Origin of the sequence: Janthinobacterium sp. SUN176 (genome assembly GCF_030587335.1) — a bacterium.
Classification (GTDB): Bacteria; Pseudomonadota; Gammaproteobacteria; order Burkholderiales; family Burkholderiaceae_D; genus Janthinobacterium; species Janthinobacterium kumbetense.
The window spans coordinates 3,350,907-3,372,466 of the sequence record NZ_JAPWIA010000001.1; the positions used below are offsets into that span (position 1 = coordinate 3,350,907).

The window sequence follows — 21,560 nt, forward strand, 5'->3', positions numbered from 1 at the left end:
TTACAGCAGAATTTTGCGCATGTCGGCCAGGACTTCACCGAGGTACACGGAGAATCGCGCGCCCATCGCGCCATCGACCACGCGGTGGTCGTAGGACAGCGAAGTGCCCATCATCAGGCGCGGCTGGAAGGCCTTGCCATCCCATACCGGCTTGATCGAGGCTTTCGACAGACCCAGAATCGCCACTTCCGGCGCATTGACGATAGGCGTGAAGTGCGTGCCGCCGATGCCGCCCAGGGACGAAATCGTGAAGCTGGCGCCCTGCATGTCGGCCGGTTTCAGCTTGCCTTCGCGCGCCTGCAGCGACAGTTCCGTCATTTCGCGGGCGATTTGCGAGACCGACTTCTGGTCCGCGCCCTTGATCACGGGCACCACCAGGCCATTCGGCGTGTCGGCCGCGAAACCGATGTTGTAGTACTGCTTGAGGATCAGGTTTTCACCCTTGGCATCAAGCGAAGCGTTAAACGCGGGGAATTTCTTCAGCGCGGCGACGGAGGCCTTGATGACGAAGGCCAGCATGGTCAGCTTGGCCGCATCCTTGTTCTTCGCATTGGCCGCGTTGGTGTCGACGCGGAACGCTTCCAGGTCCGTCACGTCCGCTTCGTCGAACTGCGTGACGTGCGGGATCATGACCCAGTTGCGGTGCAGGTTCGGACCCGAGATTTTCTTGATGCGCGACAGCGGCAGCAATTCGGTCGTGCCGAACTTGCTGAAGTCCAGCGACGGCCATGGCAGCAGGTCCAGGCCCACGCCCGAACCGCCTTTGGCAGCGACTGGCGCGTTCGGCGCGACGACGGCGCCCGACATCACGCCCTTGACGAAATTCTGCACGTCTTCCTGGGTGATCCGACCCTTCGGACCGGAACCGCCCACGCGGGCCAGGTCCACGCCCAGTTCGCGCGCGAACTTGCGGATCGAAGGCGACGCGTGCGCCAGCTTGCCGTTGACGGCAGGGGCGGTGGCGACTGGGGCAGCAGCAGGTGCAGCAGCGGCGACCGGCGCCGAAGCGACGGCGGCGGCTGGTGCGGCGGCGGCTTGCGCCGGCGCTGCGGCCGGGGCGGCAGCGGCAGGAGCGGCGCCACCGGTCGTTTCCACGACCAGCACCAGCGAACCCTTGGCCACCTTGTCGCCGACCTTGACTTTCAATTCCTTGACGATACCGGCGTGGCTCGATGGAATTTCCATGCTGGCCTTGTCCGATTCGACCGTCAGCAGCGACTGGTCGACCTTGATGCTGTCGCCCACCTTGACCATCAGTTCGATGACTTCGACTTCCTTGAAGTCGCCGATATCGGGCACGGTCACCTCGACCAGGGCCGGCGCGCCGGAAGCGGCAGGCGCCGGCGCGGCGGCTGGTGCAGCTTCAGCAGCCGGTGCAGGGGCGGCAGCGGCAGGCCCTGGCGCCGATACCGGGACCGAGGCGTCGTCCGCCACTTCCAGCAGCAGGACCAACGAGCCTTCGGCGATCTTGTCGCCCACGTTGACTTTCAATTCCTTGACGACACCGGCGTGGCTCGATGGAATTTCCATGCTGGCCTTGTCCGATTCGACCGTGATCAGGGATTGGTCGACCTTGACCGTATCGCCTGGCTTGACCATCAGTTCAATGATCTCGACTTCCTTGAAATCGCCGATATCCGGGACTTTGACTTCCACAATGCTCATAGCTTGCTCCGTTATTTTATTTGTCAGATGGACCCGCACACACGCCAGGGCGGCACTTTCGCACCGTCCTGGCATCATCGGGTCCGCACAACGATTACTGGGTCACCGGATTCGGTTTGTTCGCGTCGATGCCGTACTTGGCGATCGCCTGCTCCACCACCGACACGTCGATCTTGCCTTCGTCAGCCAGCGATTTGAGCGCGGCCACGGTGACATAATAACGGTTCACTTCGAAGAACTCGCGCAGCTTGGCGCGGCTGTCCGAGCGGCCAAAGCCATCGGTACCGAGCACTTTATAAGTGCGGCCCTTCGGCATGAAGGCGCGGATCTGTTCTGCAAACGCGCGCATGTAGTCGGTCGTGGCGACGATCGGGCCGTCCGTGTCCTGCATCAGCGACGTCACGTATGGCACGCGCTGCTCTTTCGACGGGTTGACCATGTTCCAGCGTTCCGCATCCTGGCCATCGCGGGCCACCAGGGTCAGCGACGGCGCCGACCACACGTCCGCAGCCACGCCCCAGTCGTTGGCAAGCAATTCGGCGGCGAAGATCGATTCGCGCAGGATGGTGCCGCAACCGATCAGCTGTACGCGCAGCTTGGCGTCCGCCGGGCCTTCCTGCAGCTTGTACATGCCTTTCAGGATGCCTTCTTCCTGGCCTGGCTTGATGCCTGGCTGGGCGTAGTTCTCGTTCATGATCGTGATGTAGTAGAACACATCTTCCTGGTTGGCGATCATGCGGCGCAGGCCGTCCTGGATGATGACGGCGACTTCATGGCTGAAGGTCGGATCGTACGGCATGCAGGTCGGGATGGTCGCGGCGAAGATATGGCTGTGGCCATCTTCGTGCTGCAAGCCTTCGCCGTTCAGGGTCGTGCGGCCGGCCGTGCCGCCCATCAGGAAGCCGCGGGCGCGCATGTCGGCCGAAGCCCACACCTGGTCGCCGATGCGCTGGAAGCCGAACATCGAGTAGAAGGTGTAGAACGGAATCATGATGCGGTCGTTGGTCGAATACGACGTCGCCGCGGCGATCCACGAGCTCATGCCGCCCGCTTCGTTGATGCCCTCTTGCAGGATCTGGCCAGCCTTGTCTTCGCGGTAGTACATGACCTGGTCTTTGTCGACCGGCTCGTACAACTGGCCTTTCGGGTTGTAGATGCCGATCTGGCGGAACAGGCCTTCCATGCCGAAGGTACGCGATTCATCGACCAGGATAGGCACGACGCGCTGGCCCAGGTTCGGGTCTTTCAGCAGGGTCGAAATGACGCGCACGAACGCTTGCGTGGTCGAGATTTCACGGCCTTCAGGCGTCGCTTCCAGCACGTTCTTGAACGCGTCCAGGCCAGGCACGGGCAGGGTTTCTTCCGACTTCTGGCGGCGCTGCGGCAGGTAGCCACCCAGGGCCTTGCGGCGCTCGTGCAGGTAGACCATTTCCGGCGCATCGTCGGCAGGCTTGAAGAACGGGATGTCGGCCAGCTTGTCGTCCGGGATCGGCAGCGAGAAGCGGTCGCGCATTTCGCGGATGGCTTCGTCGTCCAGTTTTTTCGTCTGGTGCGCCGTGTTGCGCGCTTCGCCGGACTTGCCCATGCCGTAGCCCTTGATGGTTTTCACCAGCAGGACGGTCGGCTGGCCCTTGTGTTCCTGGGCGATCTTGAAGGCCGCGTAGATCTTGTGCGGATCGTGGCCGCCACGGGTCAGGCGCCAGATGTCGTCGTCCGTCATGTTGGCAACCATTTCCAGCAGCTTCGGATGCTTGCCGAAGAAGTGCTTGCGCACGTAGGCGCCGTCTTTCGCTTTGTAGTTCTGGTATTCGCCGTCGACGGTTTCCATCATCACGCGCTGCAGGATGCCTTCCTTGTCCTGTGCCAGCAGGGCGTCCCAGCCCGGGCCCCAGATGACCTTGACGACGTTCCAGCCGGCGCCGCGGAATTCGCCTTCCAGTTCCTGGATGATCTTGGTGTTGCCGCGCACAGGGCCGTCCAGGCGCTGCAGGTTGCAGTTGACCACGATGACCAGGTTGTCGAGCATGTCGCGCGCGGCCAGGCCGATCGCGCCCAAGGACTCCGGCTCGTCCATCTCGCCATCGCCGCAGAAAGCCCAGATCTTGCGGTTGTCGGTCTTGGCGATGCCGCGTGCGTGCAGGTACTTCAGGAAGCGCGCCTGGTAGATCGCCATGTGCGGGCCCAGGCCCATCGACACGGTCGGGAACTGCCAGAAGTCAGGCATCAGCTTCGGATGCGGATACGAGGACAGGCCCTTGCCGTCGACTTCCTTGCGGAAGTTCAGCATTTGCTCTTCCGTCAAGCGGCCTTCGAGGAAGGCGCGCGCGTAGACGCCGGGCGAGGAGTGGCCCTGGATGTACAGCAGGTCGCCGCCGTGGTCGGCCGTCGGCGCGTGCCAGAAGTGGTTGAAACCGATGCCCAGCATGTTCGCCAGCGAAGCGAACGAGGACAAGTGGCCGCCCAGGTCGCCGTCGGCGCGGTTGGCTTTGACGACCATGGCCATGGCGTTCCAGCGCATCCACGAGCGCAGGCGCTCTTCGTATTCCAGGTTGCCGGGGCAGTGTGCTTCTTGCTTGGTGGGGATGGTATTGACGTAGGCGGTGGTGCTGGAGAACGGGATCTGCGCGCCGCGGCGGCGGGCCAGGTCAACCATGCGCTCCATCAGGTAATGCGCGCGTTCCGGACCTTCATTTTCCAGCACGGCTTCGAGCGCGTCCAGCCACTCCTTGGTTTCCTGCATATCCGGGTCGGTGCCGATCTGTGTCGTTACCTGGTTCAGTTGAGCTGACATCTGTTGAGTCTCCTTTGTGAACGCCCCACCCCGATTTTCCGGATCGCTGTCGGACGGTATTTCGCTGATTATTTACTATTAAGTCGGTTTAGTGTGGGGATTCTAACAGCGTATTTACTATTTTTCAAATTACGATATAGCATTTCGCATTGTGAAATCACCCTATGAAATTTATGCTGCACTGCCGCAAATTCTGCCCGGAAATTAGGGTGAGCAGAGTAGCAAATAGCGGCGCCACAAGCGGAATGCCGGCAAGTGAGCGCCGCCCTCCCCTTGAAAGCAAATCTCGGGAGGGGTACGGCTCACGAGCACACCAACAAACCGAATTTAAACCCCGGTCGTCCGCACAGGTATACCGGGCCAAGCGAGCCTGAAAAATGTCGAGGGCAAGGCGCAGCGACGCAGACAGTACGCCAGTACGGCAAGGAGCTGCAACGCCGCCATCGGCATTTTCTCAGGCCCGCGTTTCCGGCCCGCTGTTGTTAAGCCTTGCGCTTTTAAACGCATGGCACTGCTTAACTTAAAGGCTTGGCGCCAAAACCGCCCCTTTGCGCCGCCCGGCTTTATAATCTGTCTTTTCCCTCCCACACAGCCTCCCTACCATGCCAGCACAACTGATCGACGGAATCGCCCTCTCCCAAAAACTGCGCAGCGAGATCGCCACGCGCGCCGCCGCCCTCACGGCCAAGGGCACCCAGCCCGGCCTGGCCGTGATTCTCGTCGGCGAAGACCCGGCCAGCCAGGTGTATGTCCGCAACAAGGTCAAGGCGTGCGGCGACGTGGGTTTCCACTCGGTGCTGGAAAAATATGAAGCGGACCTGTCCGAAGCGGACTTGCTGGCACGCATCGCCAGCCTGAATGCCGACCCGGCCATCCACGGCATCCTCGTGCAAATGCCCTTGCCCAAGCACATCAACCCGCACAAGGTCATCGAAGCGATCGCCACGACGAAAGACGTGGACGGCTATTCCGTCCTGAGCGCCGGCGAACTGATGACGGGCTTGCCCGGCTTCCGCCCGTGCACGCCGTATGGCTGCATGAAACTGATCGAAAGCACGGGCGTGGACTTGCGCGGCAAGCACGCCGTCGTCATCGGCCGCAGCAATACCGTCGGCAAGCCGATGGCCCTGCTGCTCTTGCAAGCGAACGCTACCGTCACCATCTGCCATAGTGCGACCCCGGACCTGGGCCTGTACACGCGCCAGGCGGACGTGGTCGTGGCCGCCGTCGGCCGCCGCAACACCCTGACGGCCGACATGGTCAAGCCGGGCGCCATCGTCATCGACGTAGGCATGAACCGCGACGATGACGGCAAGCTGTGCGGCGACGTGGATTTTGCCGGCATCAAGGAAGTGGCGTCGCACATCACCCCGGTACCGGGCGGCGTGGGTCCGATGACGATCACCATGTTGCTGATGAACACGGTCGAAGCCGCCGAGCGCATTTAAGAGGAGCACCTGAGACAATGCTCATGGCGGCGTTGCCTGGCCTTGAACATTTTTCAGGCGCGCCATATATGAAGACAGAATGGACGAACCGACGATGAATACCAATCCCCTGCTTGATTTTTCCGGCCTGCCACGCTTCGACGCGATCACGCACGAGCATGTCACGCCTGCCATCGATACCCTGCTGGCCCAGGCGCGCGCCACGGTAGCGCAGCTGGAAGCGCCCATGGAAGAAGTGAGCTGGGAAAACTTCGTCGCGCCCCAGGACCAGATCGCCGAAACCCTGGGCCGCGCCTGGAGCATCGTCAACCACTTGAACAGCGTGGTCGATACGCCGGAACTGCGCGCCGCCTACAATGCGAACCAGCCCAAGGTGACGGAATTCTGGACCGAACTGGGCCAGAACGAAATCCTCTTCGGCAAATACAAGCAATTGCAGGCCCGCGCCGATTTCGCCAGCCTGTCGCCCGCGCGCCGGCGCATCGTCGACAATGCCGTGCGCGACTTCCGCCTGGGCGGCGCCGAGTTGCCCGAGGACAAGAAAGAGCGCTTCGGCGCCATCCAGGAAGAACATGCGGCCGTCTCGACGCGCTTTTCCGAAAACGTGCTCGACGCCACCAATGACTACAAGTTGCTGGTCGAGAACGAAGCTGAACTGGCCGGCTTGCCCGACGACGTGAAGGCTGCCGCGCGCGCCGCCGCCGACAAGGCGGGCAAGCAAGGCTATGAATTCTCGCTGCACTTCCCTTCTTATTACCCGATCCTGCAATTTGCAGACAACCGCGCGCTGCGCGAAACCATCTACCGCGCCAATGCCACCAAGGCATCGGACCAGGGCGACGTCTTCAGCAAGAAGGACGAGTGGGACAACACGCAGAACATCGTTACTCTGTTGCGACTGCGCAACGAAGAGGCACAACTGCTCGGCTACGCCAATTTCGCCGAAGTGTCGCTGGTCTCCAAAATGGCCACTTCGCCCGCGCAAGTCATCGCTTTCCTGGAAGACCTGGCCCAACGCGCGCGCCCGTTCGCCGAGAAAGACTTGTTAGAACTGAAACAATTCGCAAAGGAAGAACTGGGTATTGCCGAACTGCAAGCATGGGACGTACCGTACGCTTCCGAAAAGCTGCAGGAACGCCGCTACGCGTTCTCGGCCCAGGAAGTCAAACAGTATTTCCCTGAACACAAGGTGATCGACGGCCTGTTCCGCCAGATCCAGAACCTGTTCGCCGTCGAGATCAAGCTCGATACGGCGCCCGTCTGGCACAAGGATGTGCGTTTTTACCGCATCGAGCGCGACGGCAAGCTGGTCGGCCAGTTCTACCTGGACCTGTATGCGCGCGCGGGCAAGAGCGGCGGCGCCTGGATGGACGACGCGCGCGGCCGCCGCGCCGACGCGCAACACGTGCAAACGCCAATCGCTTATCTCACCTGCAACTTCACGGAACCAGCCGTGGTCGACGGCAAGGTACAGCCAGCCCTGTTCACGCACGATGAAGTCATCACCCTGTTCCACGAATTCGGCCACGGCCTGCACCACATGTTGACGGTGGTCGACGAGCTGGGCGTGTCGGGTATCGCCGGCGTCGAATGGGATGCCGTGGAACTGCCATCGCAATTCATGGAAAATTTCTGCTGGGAATGGGAAGTGCTCGAGCACATGACGGCGCATGCCGTCACGGGCGCGCCGCTGCCGCGCGCGCTGTACGACAAGATGCTGGCGGCCAAGAATTTCCAGTCCGGCCTGCAAACCCTGCGCCAGGTGGAGTTCTCCTTGCTCGACATGCATTTGCACTATGACTACGATGCCAGCACGGGCCAGAGCGTGCAGCAGCTGATCGACGGCGTGCGCGCCAAGTTTTCGCTGCTGATTCCGCCGCCGTTCAACCGTTTCCAGAATTCCTTTGGGCACATCTTCGCCGGCGGCTACGCGGCCGGCTACTACAGCTACAAATGGGCCGAGGTGCTGTCCGCCGACGCCTATGCGGCGTTTGAAGAAGCCCGCGCGCTGGGCCCGGCCGCCACCACGGCGGCAGGCAAGCGTTACCTGCAGGAAATTCTGTCCGTCGGCGGCTCGCGCCCCGCGCTGGAATCGTTCACGGCCTTCCGCGGCCGCGAACCATCGATCGACGCCCTGCTGCGCCACAGCGGCATGGCCGCCTGAGTCCGCCATGAGCCGCGTCGATTTTCACAGCAACGTGCCGGACAAGCTGGCCTACGCCTGCCGCCTGGCGCGCAAGGCCTATATGGCCGGCAACAAGGTCGTCGTCCTGGCGCAAGATGGCGCCCAGCTCGACGCTTTGAACAGCGCCATGTGGACCATTTCCGCCACGGATTTCCTGCCCCACGTGCTGGCCGGCGATCCGCTGGCGGCGCAGACGCCCATCATCCTGACCGATGACGCAACGACGGACTTGCCGCACCACGACATCCTCGTCAACCTGTCGCAGTTGCCGCCCGCTAATTACGCGCAATTCCAGCGCGTCTTCGAGATCGTCTCCATGGATGAGCAAGATGCGCAGGCGGGCCGCCAACGCTTCCTGCACTACCGCCAGCAAAACGTGCAACCGACCCACTTCGTGGCAGGCAAGTCATGAGTGATCAACCATTCGACCAGGGCATCCCCCTGCTGACGGAAGTGCTGCTGGGGCCGGAAGTGCCGGACCCTGCCGTGCCAGCTGCGGCTGCGCCTGCCGTCGAGGAAGCGCCGATGTTGCCCCCGAGCATAGTGCAACCCGACTGGGACGCCATCGAACAGCGCCTGACGCAACGTATCCTGCACCAGGTACAAGGCAAGATCGATCACCTGCTGGAAGAGCGCATCGCCCACGTCCTGCAGACGGCCCTGCAAAACGCCCTGATCGGCATGCGCGGCGCCCTGCGCGAGGACTTGCAGCAGTCGCTGGAACAGATCGTCGCCCATGCCGTCAGCCATGAATTAGGTCACCTGCACCCTCCCGCGCACTAAGACACCTGCAAAAACCTACTGCGCGTCGGTATAGGCGGCCTGCGATGCTCACCGTACCCTAGTACGGTTGCACTTCTCAGCCACCTCTCCCTTCCGCTCGCTACGGTTTTATCAGGTGCTGTCAGTTTACTAGGCATATTTGGCCTGATTTCTCTACACCTGTATCCCTCCCAACGCCATTCTTTGGTGCGCTCGCGCCTGCGAAATCGGTGCATCGCGCCTCACTTTGGTGATTGTTGCGACAAAATGCAAAAAGCCCCAAAAGCGGCTTTGCGCCGCCTGTTTTTTGTTGTACCTTCTTCAAATGCACCGCCCCTCGAAGCGGTTTTCACGAGACGCCGCCGTATCTTTATCCATTGGAGAATGTTTATGCTGCTCAAGACCAAAGTCCTTCCTCTCGCCGTCGCCCTCGCCTTTGCCGGCCATGCGGGCGCGCAGGAAATCATCAAGATCGGCCACGTCGCCCCGGTCTCTGGCGCCAGCTCCCACCTGGGCAAGGATAACGAGAACGCGGCCAAGATGGCCATCGAGGATTTGAACGCCAAAGGCTTCAAGATCGACGGCAAAGCCGTGAAATTCGTGCTGGTGCCCGAAGATGACGCAGCCGATCCCAAGCAGGGCACGGCCGTGGCGCAAAAGCTGGTCGACGCCAAGGTCAACGGCGTCGTCGGCCACCTGAATTCGGGCACGACAATTCCCGCCTCGCGCATTTACTTCAATGCGGGCATTCCGCAGATTTCGCCGGCCGCCACCAACCCGACGTATACCCAGCAAAAATTCAACACGGCCTTCCGCGTGGTGGCCAATGACAACAAGCTGGGCGGCACCCTGGGCGCGTATGCCGTGGGCAAGCTGCAAGCGAAGAAAATCGCCGTCATCGATGACCGCACGGCCTACGGCCAGGGCGTGGCGGAACAGTTCGTCAAAGGCGCCAAGAAGGCGGCGCCAGGCGTGCAAATCGTCGGCAAGGAATTTACCAATGCCAACGCGACCGATTTCAATGCCATTTTGACCAGCATCAAGTCGAAAAATCCCGACCTGATCTTCTTTGGCGGCATGGATTCCGTGGGCGGCCCCATGCTGCGCCAGATGAAGGCGCTGGGCATCAAGGCCAAGTTCATGGGCGGCGACGGTCTGTGCACGGAACCGCTGGGCAAGCTGGCGGGCGACGCCGTGGGCGAAGACATGGTCACCTGCGCGGAAGCGGGCGGCGTGACGGGCGCGCAGCAAAAAGGCATGGACGATTTCCGCGCCCGCTACAAGCAGAAATACAACATGGAAGTGCAGCTGTACGCGCCCTACGTCTACGATGCCGTGATGACCATGGCCACCGCCATGGCCGACGCCAAGTCGTCGAAACCGTCCGTCTACCTGCCATTCCTGGCCAAGGTGCACTACCAGGGCGTGACGGGGCCGATCTCGTTCGATGCCAACGGCGACATCAAGGATGGCGCGCTGACCTTGTTCACCTATCGCGACGGTAAGAAAACCAAGATGGAAGTCGTTAAATAAGCGGCTGGCTGGCAACGTAATCGCGTAATCCTTCGGCCAGCGCGTCGAAGGTGGCGCGGCAGCGCAGGCTGCCGCGCAAGTCTTCATGCATGGTGATCCACGTTTCCATCGGCAGCGCAAACGCCTGCGGCAACACGCGCCGCAGGGCCGGATCGCGCGCCGCCAGCCCCGCCTGGCACACGCCGATGCCGGCGCCCGCGCGGATCAGGGCCAGTTGCGCCAGGTCGCTGTCGCTGCGCCAGGCAAAGTTTTCCCGCGAAAATCCCTGGAAGGCGGCGCCCGCGTTGCGTACGAAGGGGCTCGCTTCGTCGTAGCCGATGACGGCATGGCGCGCCAGATCGGCCAGTGCCAGCGGCATGCCGTGCCGCGCCAGGTAATCCGCATGCGCGTGCAGGCCCAGTTCGATATCGCCCACCTTGCGCGCCACCAGCTGCTCCTGGCGCGGACGCAGCATGCGCACGGCGATATCCGCTTCCCGGCGCAGCAAATCCTGCACCTTGTTGCTCAATACCAATTCAATGACCAAGCCCGGATGGCGCGCGCGCAGGCGGGCCAGGATAGTCGGCAGCACTTCCACGCCCACCACTTCGCTGGCCGCGATGCGCACGACGCCGGCCACGCCCTGCCCGTGGCTGCTGGCGGCGCGCTCCATCAGGGCGGCCGTATGCTCCATGGTTTCCGCATGGGGCCGCAATGCCAGGGCCACTTCCGTGGGAAGCAAGCCCAGCTGGGAGCGCGTAAACAGGGTCGCGCCCAGCGCCTGTTCCAGCGCGGCGATATGCCGGCCGACGGTGGGTTGCGTGATGCCCAGCGCGCGGGCCGCGCCGGACAGGGAGCCGTGCTTCAGCACGGCCAGCAGCGAACGATAGTATTCCCAGGCAATCGAATTAGTCATACATAAATGTATAGCCTGTGGTCGATGCTCGTCAATTCCCAATTAACCTTGCGCGACAGATACTGGCTCCATCAACCACACGGAGGTCAGGATGGAAAACACGAAAAACACGGCATTGGTACTGGGCGCCACGGGCGGCATCGGCGGCGAGATGCTGCGCCAGCTCCTGGCTGCGGGCTGGCAGGTGCGCGCCCTGACGCGGGGAGAAACGCCGCCGCCGCGGGGAGACCGCATTGAATGGCTGCGCGGCGATGCGCTGTCGCGCGCGGATGTGCTGGCGGCCGCCAAAGGCTGCGCCGTCATCGTGCACGCCGTCAACCCGCCCGGCTACCGCCACTGGGGCCGGCTGGTGCTGCCCATGCTCGACAACACCATCGCCGCGGCGATTGCCGAAAACGCCACCATCGTGCTGCCTGGCACCGTGTACAACTTCGGCCCCGACGCCTTTCCTGTATTGACAGAAGACGCGCAGCAGCGCCCGCTGACGCGCAAGGGCGCCATCCGCGTGGCACTGGAGGCGCGCCTGGAATGGGCCGCCACGCAGGGCGCCAGGGTCCTGATCGTGCGCGCGGGCGACTTCTTCGGCCCCCGCGCCGGCAATAACTGGTTTTCGCAAGGCCTCGTCAAGCCTGGCCAGCCCGTGCGCAGCATCCTGTATCCGGGCGCGCCCGGCGTGGGCCACCAGTGGTCCTACCTGCCCGACGTGGCGCGCACGATGGTGCGATTGCTGGCCATGCGCGCCGCCTTGCCCGCCTTTGCGCGCTTTCACATGGCGGGCCACTGGGACCACGACGGCCGGCAAATGACGGGCGCGATTGCCCGCGCGGTGGAGCAGGCGACCGGCGCGCCACCTGTCATCCGGCGTTTTCCGTGGTGGCTGGTGGCGCTGGCGTCGCCGTTCGTGGCGACCCTGCGCGAAATGCGCGAGATGCGCTATCTGTGGCAAACGCCCCTGTCCATGGACAATGCGCGGCTGCTGGCCGTGCTGGGCCAGGAGCCGCATACGCCGCTCGACGAGGCGGTGCGGACGACACTGGAAGGCATGGGCAATCTGAAGGCGGCAGGCAAAAAAAATGCGCCGGGATTGCCGGCGCGCTGACTGCAGGTACTGCGGCACAGATTATTTCTGTGCCAGTACCCATTTGACCAGGGTGTGGGCTTCAGCATCGCTCACTTGCGGGTTCGCTGGCATCGGGATTGCGCCCCAGGTGCCGGAACCGCCCTTCATGACTTTCGCCACGAGCTTGGCTTCCGCGTCTTTCTGGCCAGCGTACTTGGCTGCCACGTCCTTGAACGCAGGGCCCACCAGTTTCGTGCTCACCGCGTGGCAAGCCATGCAGTTTTTTGCTTTCGCCAAGTCCGGATTGGCCAACGCTGCTTGCGATGCCAGAGCCGATACGGTCAATACACTCACCAACATAAAACGTTTCATTGTCTTTTCTCCAAAGTTACTTCCTGCGGCATTTTACTGTGTTTCCGCAGATGCACCACGAGCCCAGATCAAGCGTTTCAATGTAGTAACGCAATGTAGACGGGAGGCAGTCATATTCTGCCCCATCTGCGCGCCCATGACCATGTTGTTTGTAAGGCGATGTAACGACAGCCGGCCCCGCGCAGCAGATCGGGGCCGGCTGTCTTACCTGCGCAACAAATCAGCGCTTCTTCAGCTGCGACAGGTCGCGCACGGCGCCCCGGTCGGCCGACGTCGTCAGCGCCGCATACGCCTGCAGCGCCTGCGACACGTAGCGGTCGCGGTTAACGGGCAGCCAGGCCGCATCGCCCTTCGCTTCCATGGCGGCGCGGCGCGCAGCCAGTTCGGCATCCGTCACGCGCAGGTTGATGGTGCGCTCGGGGATATCGATGTCGATGAAGTCGCCCTCTTCCACCAGGCCGATGGCGCCGCCTTCGGCCGCTTCCGGCGAGGCGTGGCCGATCACCAGGCCCGAGGAGCCGCCCGAGAAGCGCCCGTCCGTGAACAGCGCGCACGCCTTGCCCAGGCCCTTGGACTTGATGTACGACGTCGGGTACAGCATTTCCTGCATGCCGGGGCCGCCTTTCGGGCCTTCGTAGCGGATGATGACGACGTCGCCTTCATGCACGGTGTCTTCCAGGATGGCTGCGACGGCCGCGTCCTGGCTTTCGAACACGCGCGCCTTGCCCGAGAATTTCAAAATGCTTTCATCGACGCCCGCCGTCTTGACGATGCAGCCCTTTTCCGCCAGGTTGCCATACAAGACGGCCAGGCCGCCATCCTGCGAATACGCGTGGGCCTTGTCGCGGATGCAGCCCGTGCTGCGGTCCGTATCGACGGCGGCGAAGCGCTCCGACTGCGAGAACGCCGTCTGCGTCGGCACGCCGCCCGGCGCGGCGCGGAACAGTTCATGCACGGCCGGATTGTCCGTGCACATGATGTCGTTCTGCGCGATGGCGTCGGCCAGGGTGGGCGCGTGGATGGTCGGCAGAGTCGTGTTGAGCAGGCCGGCGCGCGCCAGTTCGCCCAGGATGCCCACGATGCCGCCGGCGCGGTGCACGTCCTCGATATGGTATTTGTCCGTCATCGGCGCCACCTTGCACAGGCACGGCACCTTGCGCGAGATGCGGTCGATATCGGCCATCGTGAATGCCACTTCCGCCTCGTGCGCGGCGGCCAGCAGGTGCAGCACGGTATTCGTCGAGCCGCCCATGGAGACGTCGAGCGCCATGGCGTTTTCAAACGCTGCCTTGGTGGCGATCGAGCGTGGCAGCACGCTGTAATCGTCCTGCTCGTAGTGGCGCTTGGCCAGTTCGACGATCAGGCGGCCCGCGCGCAGGAACAGCTGCTGGCGGTCCGAGTGCGTGGCCAGGATGGTGCCGTTGCCGGGCAGGGCCAGGCCCAGCGCCTCGGTCAGGCAATTCATCGAGTTGGCCGTAAACATGCCGGAGCAGGAACCGCAGGTCGGACAGGCCGAGCGTTCGATTTCCGCCACGTCGGCGTCGGACACCGTGCTGTCGCCCGCCTTGATCATGGCGTCGACCAGGTCCAGCTTGATGATCTTCTGCGTGCCGTTGACCACCTTGACGACCTTGCCCGCTTCCATCGGCCCGCCGGAAATGAAGACGACGGGGATATTGATGCGCATGGCGGCCATCAGCATGCCCGGCGTGATCTTGTCGCAGTTCGAGATGCACACCATGGCGTCGGCGCAGTGGGCGTTGACCATGTATTCGACGGAGTCGGCGATCAGGTCGCGCGACGGCAGCGAATACAGCATGCCGCCGTGGCCCATGGCGATGCCGTCATCGACGGCGATGGTGTTGAATTCCTTGGCCACGCCGCCGGCCGCTTCGATCTCGCGCGCCACCATCTGTCCCAGGTCTTTCAAATGCACGTGACCGGGCACGAACTGGGTGAACGAGTTGACAACAGCGATGATCGGCTTGTCGAAGTCGCCATCCTTCATGCCGGTGGCGCGCCACAGGGCGCGGGCGCCAGCCATGTTGCGGCCGTGGGTGGTGGTGCGGGAGCGGTATTGCGGCATGATGGACCTTCCAAAAGTGTTGGTGCCTGACTGTGCGGGCTTACAGAAAAATTCGCAGTAAAACCCTGCATGCAGTGGGGGTACGTCAGATTGCCTTGCGCGCGTCCCACTGTCAAATATATGATGCACGTGTCTGTGAGTCGTTTTATGTATCACAGCATCCGATCAGCATGGAAATGCATATGAATCTTGAATTACGACAACTTCGCTATTTCGTCACGGTGGCCGAGGAATTGCACTTCGGCCGCGCCGCCGCGCGCCTGCACATGACGCAGCCACCCCTGTCGCAAACCATCATGGCCCTGGAAGACTTGCTGGGCGCGCCCCTGTTCGTGCGCACGCGCCGCGAGGTGCAGCTGACGCCGGCCGGCACGGCCCTGCTGCCCGAGGCGCGCCGACTGCTGGCGCAGGCACAGGACTTGCCCGCACTGGTGCGGCGGGCCGCGCAGGGCGAGGCGGGCCGCCTGAGCCTGGCTTTTGTTTCCTCGGCCGACTACAGCGTGCTGCCGCCGCTGCTGCGCGCGTATCAGACGGCTTATCCGCAAGTGCAGATCGCGCTGCAGGAAGCCACGTCCGACCTGCAGCTGGACGAATTGCTGGCCGGGCGCACGGACGCGGGCTTGCTGATCCCGCCCCTGCCCGAGAAGGCGAAGGGGGAACTCGATTACCTGCCCGTGCTGGCCGAACCGCTGGTGCTGGCCGCGCCGTCCGGCCTCGACATCTTGAACACGCCGGGCCCCGTGCGCCTGCGCGACGTGCCGTCCCTGCCCTTGATCATTTTCCCGCGCGCGATCTCGCCCGCCCTGCATGACGCCATCCTCGGCGTGTTCCGCGCGGCCGGCATCACGCCGCAGATCGGCCAGGAAGCGATCCAGATGCAAACCATCGTCAGCCTCGTCTCGGCTGGCATGGGCATCGCGCTTGTGCCACAATCGGTATCGAATCTGATGCGCCCGGGCGTAGAATACAGGCCGCTGCAGGACGCCACGCCGCTGGTGGAAACGGGCCTGGCCTGGCGCCGCGACAACCCGTCCGCCGTGCTGCAAGGCTTTCTGGCGCTGCTGCGCAAGCAGATCGGCGGTACTGCCCCTTAAATTAAGTGGCCGCTAAGGCAAAAAACCGCAAGCGCCCCCATACTACGCAACCTTAGCTTTAAACAAAGAAAGAAACCCCATGCTGATACACCCGATGCCCGACCCGATAGCCATCCAGATCGGCCCGCTCGCCGTGCACTGGTACGGCCTGATGTATGTGCTGGCCTTCGCCCTGTTCATTATCCTGGGCCGCGTGCGCATCAAGCAGCCGCATATCGCCGTGCTGGGCTGGAAGAAGGAAGACCTAGACGACATGCTGTTCTACGGCATGCTGGGCGTGGTGATCGGCGGGCGCCTGGGCGAAGTACTGTTCTACCGCCCCGAATACTTCCTGCACAATCCGCTCGAGATCTTCATGGTGTGGCATGGCGGCATGTCCTTCCACGGCGGCTTCCTCGGCGTCATCCTGGCCATGTACCTGTGGAGCCGCAAGGCGGGCCGCAACCTGTTCGACGTGCTCGACTTCATCGCGCCGCTGGTGCCGCTCGGCTACGCGGCTGGCCGCCTGGGCAACTTCATCAATGCCGAACTGCCGGGCCGCATCGCCCCGGACACCCTGCCATGGGCCATGCAATGGCCGGGCATCCCGTATCCCGTGCACCCGTCGCCGATCTACCAGATGCTGGTCGACGGCATCCTGGTGTTCATCATCCTGTGGCTGTATGCGCGCAAGCAGCGTCCGCGCATGGCCGTGGGCGCCATGTTCACCCTGCTGTACGGCTGCGCGCGCTTCTTCACGGAATACTTCCGCACGCCGGACTGGGAAGTCGTGTGGCTGGGCGTGCCGATCACGTCGGGCCAGATGCTGTCCTTGCCGATGATCGTCGGCGCCATCGCGCTGCTGGTGTGGGCGTATAAAAGCCAGGTGATGGGCACGCCGCCCACCAAGACCCGCCCCGCAAACACGTAAAACCGCTGTTCCCCCGATGGCGCGCCAGACAGGCGCGCCATCACCCTCCTCCGGCAATCTTTCCCTCAAAGCAGCACAATTTCCTTGCGGAATGAATCTTCGCTTGCGATAGCGCAATGATCGCTTTACCCTGCAGCAAGAGCAAGGCATGCAATCATGCTGTGTTGGCAATTCGAGCGGGGAGTCCCATCCATGCAGTATGCGAGGAAGACCACGACATTCTGGCTGGCGCTGGCGGGCGGCTACGTGCTGGCGCAGCTGGCCTTGACGGCCTGGGCCGGGACGCGCGGTCCCGCCGTGAGCTACCTGTTCGGCGTGATGGCGCCACTGCTGGCGCTGGCTGCCTGCTGCCGCAACGCCAGCCTGAGCGCACCCGGCGTCGTGCGCACGGGCTGGGGCCTGTTTGCGGCCGCCATGCTATTCTGGAGCGTGGGCATGGCCCTTTCCGCCTGGCAAGACCTGAGCGGCCACGTGGCGTCCGACACGACGTATTTCTCCGATTTTGCCTATTTCATGTATGGCGCGCCCTTGCTGCTGGCCATTTCCTCGGTCAGCGACAGACACCCTTCGCGCACCCTGCAATGGCTGGACGCCGTGCAAGTGCTGCTGGCGGCCTACCTGACCTACACGGCCATCTTTTCCGTCTCGCCCTTCGACCAGCGCTCGATCGCGCCGATACCCGCCAGCCTGCTGGTGACGACGTACAACGTGGAAAACCTCGTCCTGGCCTGTTGCGCCTCGCTGCGCCTGCTGGCGCACCGCCGCGATGGCGCACAAGGGCGCTTCTACCTTCTGCTCAGCGTGTTCCTGTGGTGCTACGCCGCCTGCGCGGGCGCCTATAATTACCTGACCCTGCACGCGCTGGCCGAATCCGGTCCCAGCGAGATACTGCCCAGCATGCCTTTCCTGCTGCTGGCGGTGCTGGCCATGCGCGTGCAGCCGGGCGAGGAAGAAGCGCGGCCGCCGCGGCCGTTAACCTTGCTGATTGACAACTTCAGCCCCATCTTCTTCACGGCAGCCCTGCTCGGACTGGGATTCGTCGTGCTGCGCGAGCATTTCTACCTGGCGGCCAGCGCCCTGTTTGTCGCGCTGACGGTCCACGCGCTGCGCTCGGCCACCCTGCAAAGCCGCTACATGCAAAGCGAACTGGCCTTGCGCGCGGCGCATGACAAGCTGGAAAAGCTGTCGCTGACGGATGGCTTGACGGGCATCGCCAACCGGCGCTGCTTCGACCAGACCTTGCAGCTGGAGTGGCAGCGGGCCGCGCGCAACCAGCAAGCGCTGGCGCTGCTGATCATCGATATCGATTTCTTCAAAAGTCTCAACGATACCTTCGGCCACCCGTATGGCGACGCCTGCCTGGTGCGGATCGCGGCGGCCCTGCATTCCGCGCTGCCGCGCGCCAGCGACCTGGCGGCCCGCTTCGGCGGCGAAGAGTTTGCCGCCATCCTGCCCGCCACCGATGGCGCGGGCGCCCTGGCGGTGGCGCAGAAGATGCAGGAAGCGATCGCCGCGGCCGCCATCGCCCACGCGCCGTCGCGCGGCGGCCTGGTCACGGCCAGCATCGGCCTGGCCTTGAGTGACGCAGGACAAACGCCGGAAGCATTGCTGGCCGCCGCCGACCAGGCCCTGTACCGGGCCAAGCAGAATGGCCGCAACCGGGTCGAAGGCTAGCCTGTCAGCTTGCCGGTAATGACTTTCCATTGCGCCGGCGTCACGGGCGTGATCGACAGCCGGCTGCCCTTCTTCAGCAGCAGCATGTCTTCCAGCTCCGGCATCTGGCGCATCTCGGACAGGGGCAGCAGCGCCGTCTTCTTCAGGCCGCGCACGTCGACGCTGATCCAGCGCGGCTGTTCCGGCGTCGCCTTGGCATCGAAATATTTGCCGCCCGCTTCAAACTGGCTGTGATCGGGATACGCGCCGCTGGCCACTTCGGCCACGCCCGCCACGCCCGGCTGCGGGCAGCTGGAATGGTAGAACAGCACGCCATCGCCCGGCTGCATGCCATCGCGCATGAAGTTGCGCGCCTGGTAGTTGCGCACGCCAAACCACGGCATGGTGTGCTGCGGCGCGGCCATCAGGTCGTCGATGCTCACTTCATCGGGTTCGGATTTCATCAGCCAGTATTGTTTCATGTTCACTCCCTATCAAAAGCAACAGGCGTAAAAAAACGGCTGAGCATGATGCTGCAACCGTTTTCTTGGTACTGCAAATTGGGCCCCGCCTGTGCCGCTATGCCGGCATCCCGAACCAAACGGTTCAAGGTGGTCACGTTAGTTCAATTTCGGGTTCGTCGAACGAGCGACGCTCACTCCCATCAAACAAAATTCGCAACCGATGCGCATAAATGGTTCAAGGAATATATGGCAATCGCGAACACCGCAGGGTAGACCCAAGTTTACTCCTTTGATCGCGCATCGCAAAGACAAATCGTCGCGTACGCGCTTAAAAAAGGTTTTCCTGGGGCGTCAGAGCACTATCCAATACCGTGTGCATGGCCGAGATTTTCTGCTTCACTTCCAGTATCGTCAATTCCGACAGCGGACCTTGCGGCGACTTCACGGACAGGAATTCCGCGGCCACGCCCAGGGCGGCCAGCACGGCGATGCGGTCGTTGCCCTTGACCTTGCCCGCGTCGCGGATGGCTTTCATTTTGCTATCGAGATAGATCGCCGCTTCGCGCAGCGCGCGCTCTTCGCCGTCGCGGCACACCATGCTGTAGGACTGGCCCATGATATTGACATCGACACGCGGCATTACGCTTCCTTCTCGTTCTCGGCAATATAGGCGCCCGCTTCCGAAGCGGCTTGCTCCAGGCCAGCTTGCACCAGTTCGGGAATTTTTTCCAGCAACGCTTCCACCCGCTCCTGCGCCTCGCGCATGCGTTGCACGTACAGGGCGTTGTCGGCGGCCAGCGCGGCATTGTCCTTGCGCAATTGCGCGTTTTCACGGCGCAGCGCATGGGTCATTTCGGCCAGCAGGCCTATTTTGTCGGATAATTCGTTGAATTCGGAAATCATCCCGCCACTATAGGGCGGACGCTCCATGGGCGTCAATCGAATCACGCCGCTGTCACACATATTTACATCAATGCAGGGCAGTTGGCGGACAATACACGCTTTTTCCGGCGCTTTTCGCCATCTGCACGCATCCGCCAGCGCCGCGATGGCGGCGTTTTACTCGTCGACGTAATCGGGTTCGATATCGAGTCCGCCATAGCGGTTTTCGCAAGAGCGGCGCGTCAGCGTCTGTTGCCCACCCTTTCCGTCAAGCACCATCGTCAAGTCGCGGCAAGTACTGCGGTAGCTGCCAGGTTTGGCGTCCGTTCCCGAGGGCGTCAGGCGCACTGCCAGCGGCACCGCATTGCCCAGGCCCTTGTTGCTCCACTGGCGCGTCTTGCCATCCTCTTCATCCTTCAAGGTGCGCACGGCAGCCGTCAGCAAGGCTTGTTTTTCCTTGGCATTCAGCTTGGCGATGGTCACGTCGGACAGGAATGGCGGATATACGACGGGCGCCGGATCCTTGCCCTGCACATCCCAGCGGCCGCTGTTTTGCGAACAGGTGCGGCGGCTCAGGTCCTGCGACTTGTCGCCTGCCGTAACGACGAATTTCAGGTCGCGACAGACGTGCGCCTTCAGGCTGTGCTCCGTCATGCCGGAGTTGCTGAAGTTATACGTGACTTTCACCAGCACGCCGCGGTCGCCGCCGTTATCCCACACATGGGCTTCCTGGTCGTCGTCGTCCTTGTTCAAGTCGTTGAACAAGTCATTGAGCAGCATGTCCTTTTCCAGCGGGGTCAAAGCCGCCACGGTGATTTCGTCGACGATGGTGGGCGTTTGTGCGGCGGCATTGCCCAGGCAGGCGAGGCCGATGACGGTAGCGCCCAGCAGGCGCAGGGCGGGGCGGGAAAGCGGGAATGGCATGGTGTTCTTTCTGGCGCGAGCGGCACTATGTGGCGATATTGATATGCAATTGCAATCATCTTATCAAATTTCATAGTCAAACTCTGTTTCCTGTGCGTACAGGAACACCCCCTCTCCGAACGACATGCTAGAGTCGCGCCTGTTGCTGACGCCCGGGAACGAGGCTTGTGCTGGCGCAAACCCTGTGTAGATGCAGGCTCTGCTCAGCATCTATCTATATGTTCCCCTTGAATAAGCCCCCTACCGTCCCTATAATTAGCACTCGTTAGTAGAGAGTGCTAACAAACTCTTTCGTAGCAATCCTCAGGACATGATGGTGCATGCCGGACAACAGCAGGGAACGCTACGCGGCGGGCGACGCCGCGATGCCACCACTGCCCAGCGCCGGCACGCACTCGATGACATGGGGTTTGCTTGACCGTTGCGGGCTGCTTTCAACGGCGGTCACTGAAAGCAGGCCTGGCGCTGCGCCAGGCATGTATTCATTTAGCAACACTTATCCATTGAACTTTAAGGAGTTTTGTATGAATCTGCGCCCATTAAACGATCGCGTCATCGTCAAACGCCTCGACCAGGAAACCAAAACTGCGTCCGGCCTCATCATTCCTGATGCAGCTGCTGAAAAACCGGATCAAGGCGAAGTCCTTGCCGTAGGCAATGGCAAGATTCTCGACGACGGCAAAGTCCGGCCTCTGGATGTCAAAGTGGGCGACCGCGTCCTGTTCGGCAAGTACGCCGGCCAAACCGTCAAAGTTGACGGCGATGAGCTGCTGGTCATGCGCGAAGAAGACATCATGGCGATCGTCGTCAAGTAATTGTTTCCACGTTGTAGACAG

The 21,560-nt window shown here is 62.6% G+C and carries 19 protein-coding genes and 1 other RNA gene; 10 read left to right on the forward strand and 10 right to left on the reverse strand.

What is annotated here, in order from left to right:
- The gene (gene aceF / locus O3299_RS15150; protein WP_305062610.1) at positions 1 to 1,665 is read right to left on the reverse strand and encodes a dihydrolipoyllysine-residue acetyltransferase; all 1,665 of its coding nucleotides are present in this window, start codon (positions 1,663 to 1,665) and stop codon (positions 1 to 3) included.
- 94 nt (positions 1,666 to 1,759) lie between these two features.
- Positions 1,760 to 4,456 carry a pyruvate dehydrogenase (acetyl-transferring), homodimeric type gene (gene aceE / locus O3299_RS15155; protein WP_251350656.1) on the reverse strand — a complete coding sequence of 899 codons (2,697 nt, stop codon included), beginning with the start codon at positions 4,454 to 4,456 and terminating at the stop codon, positions 1,760 to 1,762.
- Between the two features lie 602 nt (positions 4,457 to 5,058).
- Here aceE and folD point away from each other — a divergent pair.
- The 5 genes from folD to O3299_RS15180 all read left to right on the forward strand — a co-directional run bounded on the left by folD (position 5,059) and on the right by O3299_RS15180 (position 10,384).
- Positions 5,059 to 5,904, forward strand: coding sequence for a bifunctional methylenetetrahydrofolate dehydrogenase/methenyltetrahydrofolate cyclohydrolase FolD (gene folD, locus O3299_RS15160; protein WP_099666771.1), 846 nt, complete (start codon positions 5,059 to 5,061; stop codon positions 5,902 to 5,904).
- A gap of 79 nt (positions 5,905 to 5,983) precedes the next feature.
- Positions 5,984 to 8,068, forward strand: a complete 2,085-nt coding sequence (locus O3299_RS15165) for a M3 family metallopeptidase (protein WP_370385283.1) — start codon at positions 5,984 to 5,986, stop codon at positions 8,066 to 8,068.
- A gap of 7 nt (positions 8,069 to 8,075) precedes the next feature.
- On the forward strand, positions 8,076 to 8,501 hold the full coding sequence (locus O3299_RS15170; RefSeq protein WP_305055970.1) for a DNA polymerase III subunit chi: 426 nt from the start codon (positions 8,076 to 8,078) through the stop codon (positions 8,499 to 8,501).
- Positions 8,498 to 8,872, forward strand: a complete 375-nt coding sequence (locus O3299_RS15175) for a hypothetical protein (RefSeq protein ID WP_305062611.1) — start codon at positions 8,498 to 8,500, stop codon at positions 8,870 to 8,872. The genes O3299_RS15170 and O3299_RS15175 overlap by 4 nt, the downstream gene beginning before the upstream one ends.
- A 369-nt stretch (positions 8,873 to 9,241) precedes the next feature.
- Positions 9,242 to 10,384, forward strand: a complete 1,143-nt coding sequence (locus O3299_RS15180; protein WP_070257968.1) for a branched-chain amino acid ABC transporter substrate-binding protein — start codon at positions 9,242 to 9,244, stop codon at positions 10,382 to 10,384.
- Here O3299_RS15180 and O3299_RS15185 read toward each other — a convergent pair.
- A complete protein-coding gene (locus tag O3299_RS15185; protein ID WP_305062612.1) occupies positions 10,377 to 11,279 on the reverse strand; it encodes a LysR family transcriptional regulator in 903 nt (300 codons plus the stop codon). The two genes, O3299_RS15180 and O3299_RS15185, sit on opposite strands and share 8 nt — an antisense overlap.
- A 91-nt stretch (positions 11,280 to 11,370) precedes the next feature.
- Between O3299_RS15185 and O3299_RS15190 the strand changes: the two genes are divergently transcribed.
- A complete protein-coding gene (locus tag O3299_RS15190) occupies positions 11,371 to 12,378 on the forward strand; it encodes an NAD-dependent epimerase/dehydratase family protein (protein ID WP_305062613.1) in 1,008 nt (335 codons plus the stop codon).
- Between the two features lie 21 nt (positions 12,379 to 12,399).
- Here the strand turns inward: O3299_RS15190 and O3299_RS15195 are convergent, their stop codons facing one another.
- Positions 12,400 to 12,711, reverse strand: coding sequence for a c-type cytochrome (locus O3299_RS15195; protein ID WP_099666767.1), 312 nt, complete (start codon positions 12,709 to 12,711; stop codon positions 12,400 to 12,402).
- A 220-nt stretch (positions 12,712 to 12,931) separates the two neighbouring features.
- Positions 12,932 to 14,797 carry a dihydroxy-acid dehydratase gene (gene ilvD / locus O3299_RS15200; protein ID WP_289898712.1) on the reverse strand — a complete coding sequence of 622 codons (1,866 nt, stop codon included), beginning with the start codon at positions 14,795 to 14,797 and terminating at the stop codon, positions 12,932 to 12,934.
- Between the two features lie 182 nt (positions 14,798 to 14,979).
- Here ilvD and O3299_RS15205 point away from each other — a divergent pair, with 182 nt between their 5' ends.
- The 3 genes from O3299_RS15205 to O3299_RS15215 all read left to right on the forward strand — a co-directional run bounded on the left by O3299_RS15205 (position 14,980) and on the right by O3299_RS15215 (position 18,475).
- Complete coding sequence (locus tag O3299_RS15205) at positions 14,980 to 15,891, forward strand: LysR family transcriptional regulator (protein ID WP_305062614.1); 912 nt, start codon at positions 14,980 to 14,982, stop codon at positions 15,889 to 15,891.
- 79 nt (positions 15,892 to 15,970) lie between these two features.
- Positions 15,971 to 16,801, forward strand: coding sequence for a prolipoprotein diacylglyceryl transferase (gene lgt, locus O3299_RS15210; RefSeq protein WP_305062615.1), 831 nt, complete (start codon positions 15,971 to 15,973; stop codon positions 16,799 to 16,801).
- Positions 16,802 to 16,957: 156 nt separating this feature from the next.
- On the forward strand, positions 16,958 to 18,475 hold the full coding sequence (locus O3299_RS15215) for a GGDEF domain-containing protein (protein WP_305052985.1): 1,518 nt from the start codon (positions 16,958 to 16,960) through the stop codon (positions 18,473 to 18,475).
- Here the strand turns inward: O3299_RS15215 and O3299_RS15220 are convergent.
- From O3299_RS15220 to O3299_RS15240, 5 genes are all read right to left on the reverse strand, one after another.
- Complete coding sequence (locus O3299_RS15220; RefSeq protein WP_305062616.1) at positions 18,472 to 18,936, reverse strand: EVE domain-containing protein; 465 nt, start codon at positions 18,934 to 18,936, stop codon at positions 18,472 to 18,474. The genes O3299_RS15215 and O3299_RS15220 overlap by 4 nt on opposite strands.
- A 78-nt stretch (positions 18,937 to 19,014) precedes the next feature.
- A non-coding RNA gene (ssrS, locus tag O3299_RS15225) (6S RNA) lies at positions 19,015 to 19,192 on the reverse strand.
- 54 nt (positions 19,193 to 19,246) lie between these two features.
- The gene (locus O3299_RS15230; protein ID WP_034747344.1) at positions 19,247 to 19,558 is read right to left on the reverse strand and encodes a cell division protein ZapA; all 312 of its coding nucleotides are present in this window, start codon (positions 19,556 to 19,558) and stop codon (positions 19,247 to 19,249) included.
- Positions 19,558 to 19,848, reverse strand: coding sequence for a DUF904 domain-containing protein (locus O3299_RS15235; RefSeq protein WP_306558416.1), 291 nt, complete (start codon positions 19,846 to 19,848; stop codon positions 19,558 to 19,560). The genes O3299_RS15230 and O3299_RS15235 overlap by 1 nt, the downstream gene beginning before the upstream one ends.
- 129 nt (positions 19,849 to 19,977) lie before the next feature.
- Entirely contained in the window at positions 19,978 to 20,724 is a 747-nt protein-coding gene (locus O3299_RS15240; RefSeq protein WP_305062617.1) for a hypothetical protein, read from the reverse strand.
- Between the two features lie 524 nt (positions 20,725 to 21,248).
- Here O3299_RS15240 and groES point away from each other — a divergent pair.
- Complete coding sequence (gene groES, locus O3299_RS15245; RefSeq protein ID WP_010400979.1) at positions 21,249 to 21,539, forward strand: co-chaperone GroES; 291 nt, start codon at positions 21,249 to 21,251, stop codon at positions 21,537 to 21,539.
- The last annotated feature ends 21 nt before the right edge of the window (positions 21,540 to 21,560 follow it).

Coding starts and splice junctions, on each gene's coding strand:
- aceF (WP_305062610.1), bottom strand. CDS start 1,665: ATGAGCATTGTGGAAGTCAAAGTCCCGGATATCGGCGATTTCAAGGAA.
- aceE (WP_251350656.1), bottom strand. CDS start 4,456: ATGTCAGCTCAACTGAACCAGGTAACGACACAGATCGGCACCGACCCG.
- folD (WP_099666771.1), top strand. CDS start 5,059: ATGCCAGCACAACTGATCGACGGAATCGCCCTCTCCCAAAAACTGCGC.
- O3299_RS15165 (WP_370385283.1), top strand. CDS start 5,984: ATGGACGAACCGACGATGAATACCAATCCCCTGCTTGATTTTTCCGGC.
- O3299_RS15170 (WP_305055970.1), top strand. CDS start 8,076: ATGAGCCGCGTCGATTTTCACAGCAACGTGCCGGACAAGCTGGCCTAC.
- O3299_RS15175 (WP_305062611.1), top strand. CDS start 8,498: ATGAGTGATCAACCATTCGACCAGGGCATCCCCCTGCTGACGGAAGTG.
- O3299_RS15180 (WP_070257968.1), top strand. CDS start 9,242: ATGCTGCTCAAGACCAAAGTCCTTCCTCTCGCCGTCGCCCTCGCCTTT.
- O3299_RS15185 (WP_305062612.1), bottom strand. CDS start 11,279: ATGACTAATTCGATTGCCTGGGAATACTATCGTTCGCTGCTGGCCGTG.
- O3299_RS15190 (WP_305062613.1), top strand. CDS start 11,371: ATGGAAAACACGAAAAACACGGCATTGGTACTGGGCGCCACGGGCGGC.
- O3299_RS15195 (WP_099666767.1), bottom strand. CDS start 12,711: ATGAAACGTTTTATGTTGGTGAGTGTATTGACCGTATCGGCTCTGGCA.
- ilvD (WP_289898712.1), bottom strand. CDS start 14,797: ATGCCGCAATACCGCTCCCGCACCACCACCCACGGCCGCAACATGGCT.
- O3299_RS15205 (WP_305062614.1), top strand. CDS start 14,980: ATGAATCTTGAATTACGACAACTTCGCTATTTCGTCACGGTGGCCGAG.
- lgt (WP_305062615.1), top strand. CDS start 15,971: ATGCTGATACACCCGATGCCCGACCCGATAGCCATCCAGATCGGCCCG.
- O3299_RS15215 (WP_305052985.1), top strand. CDS start 16,958: ATGCTGTGTTGGCAATTCGAGCGGGGAGTCCCATCCATGCAGTATGCG.
- O3299_RS15220 (WP_305062616.1), bottom strand. CDS start 18,936: ATGAAACAATACTGGCTGATGAAATCCGAACCCGATGAAGTGAGCATC.
- O3299_RS15230 (WP_034747344.1), bottom strand. CDS start 19,558: ATGCCGCGTGTCGATGTCAATATCATGGGCCAGTCCTACAGCATGGTG.
- O3299_RS15235 (WP_306558416.1), bottom strand. CDS start 19,848: ATGGAGCGTCCGCCCTATAGTGGCGGGATGATTTCCGAATTCAACGAA.
- O3299_RS15240 (WP_305062617.1), bottom strand. CDS start 20,724: ATGCCATTCCCGCTTTCCCGCCCCGCCCTGCGCCTGCTGGGCGCTACC.
- groES (WP_010400979.1), top strand. CDS start 21,249: ATGAATCTGCGCCCATTAAACGATCGCGTCATCGTCAAACGCCTCGAC.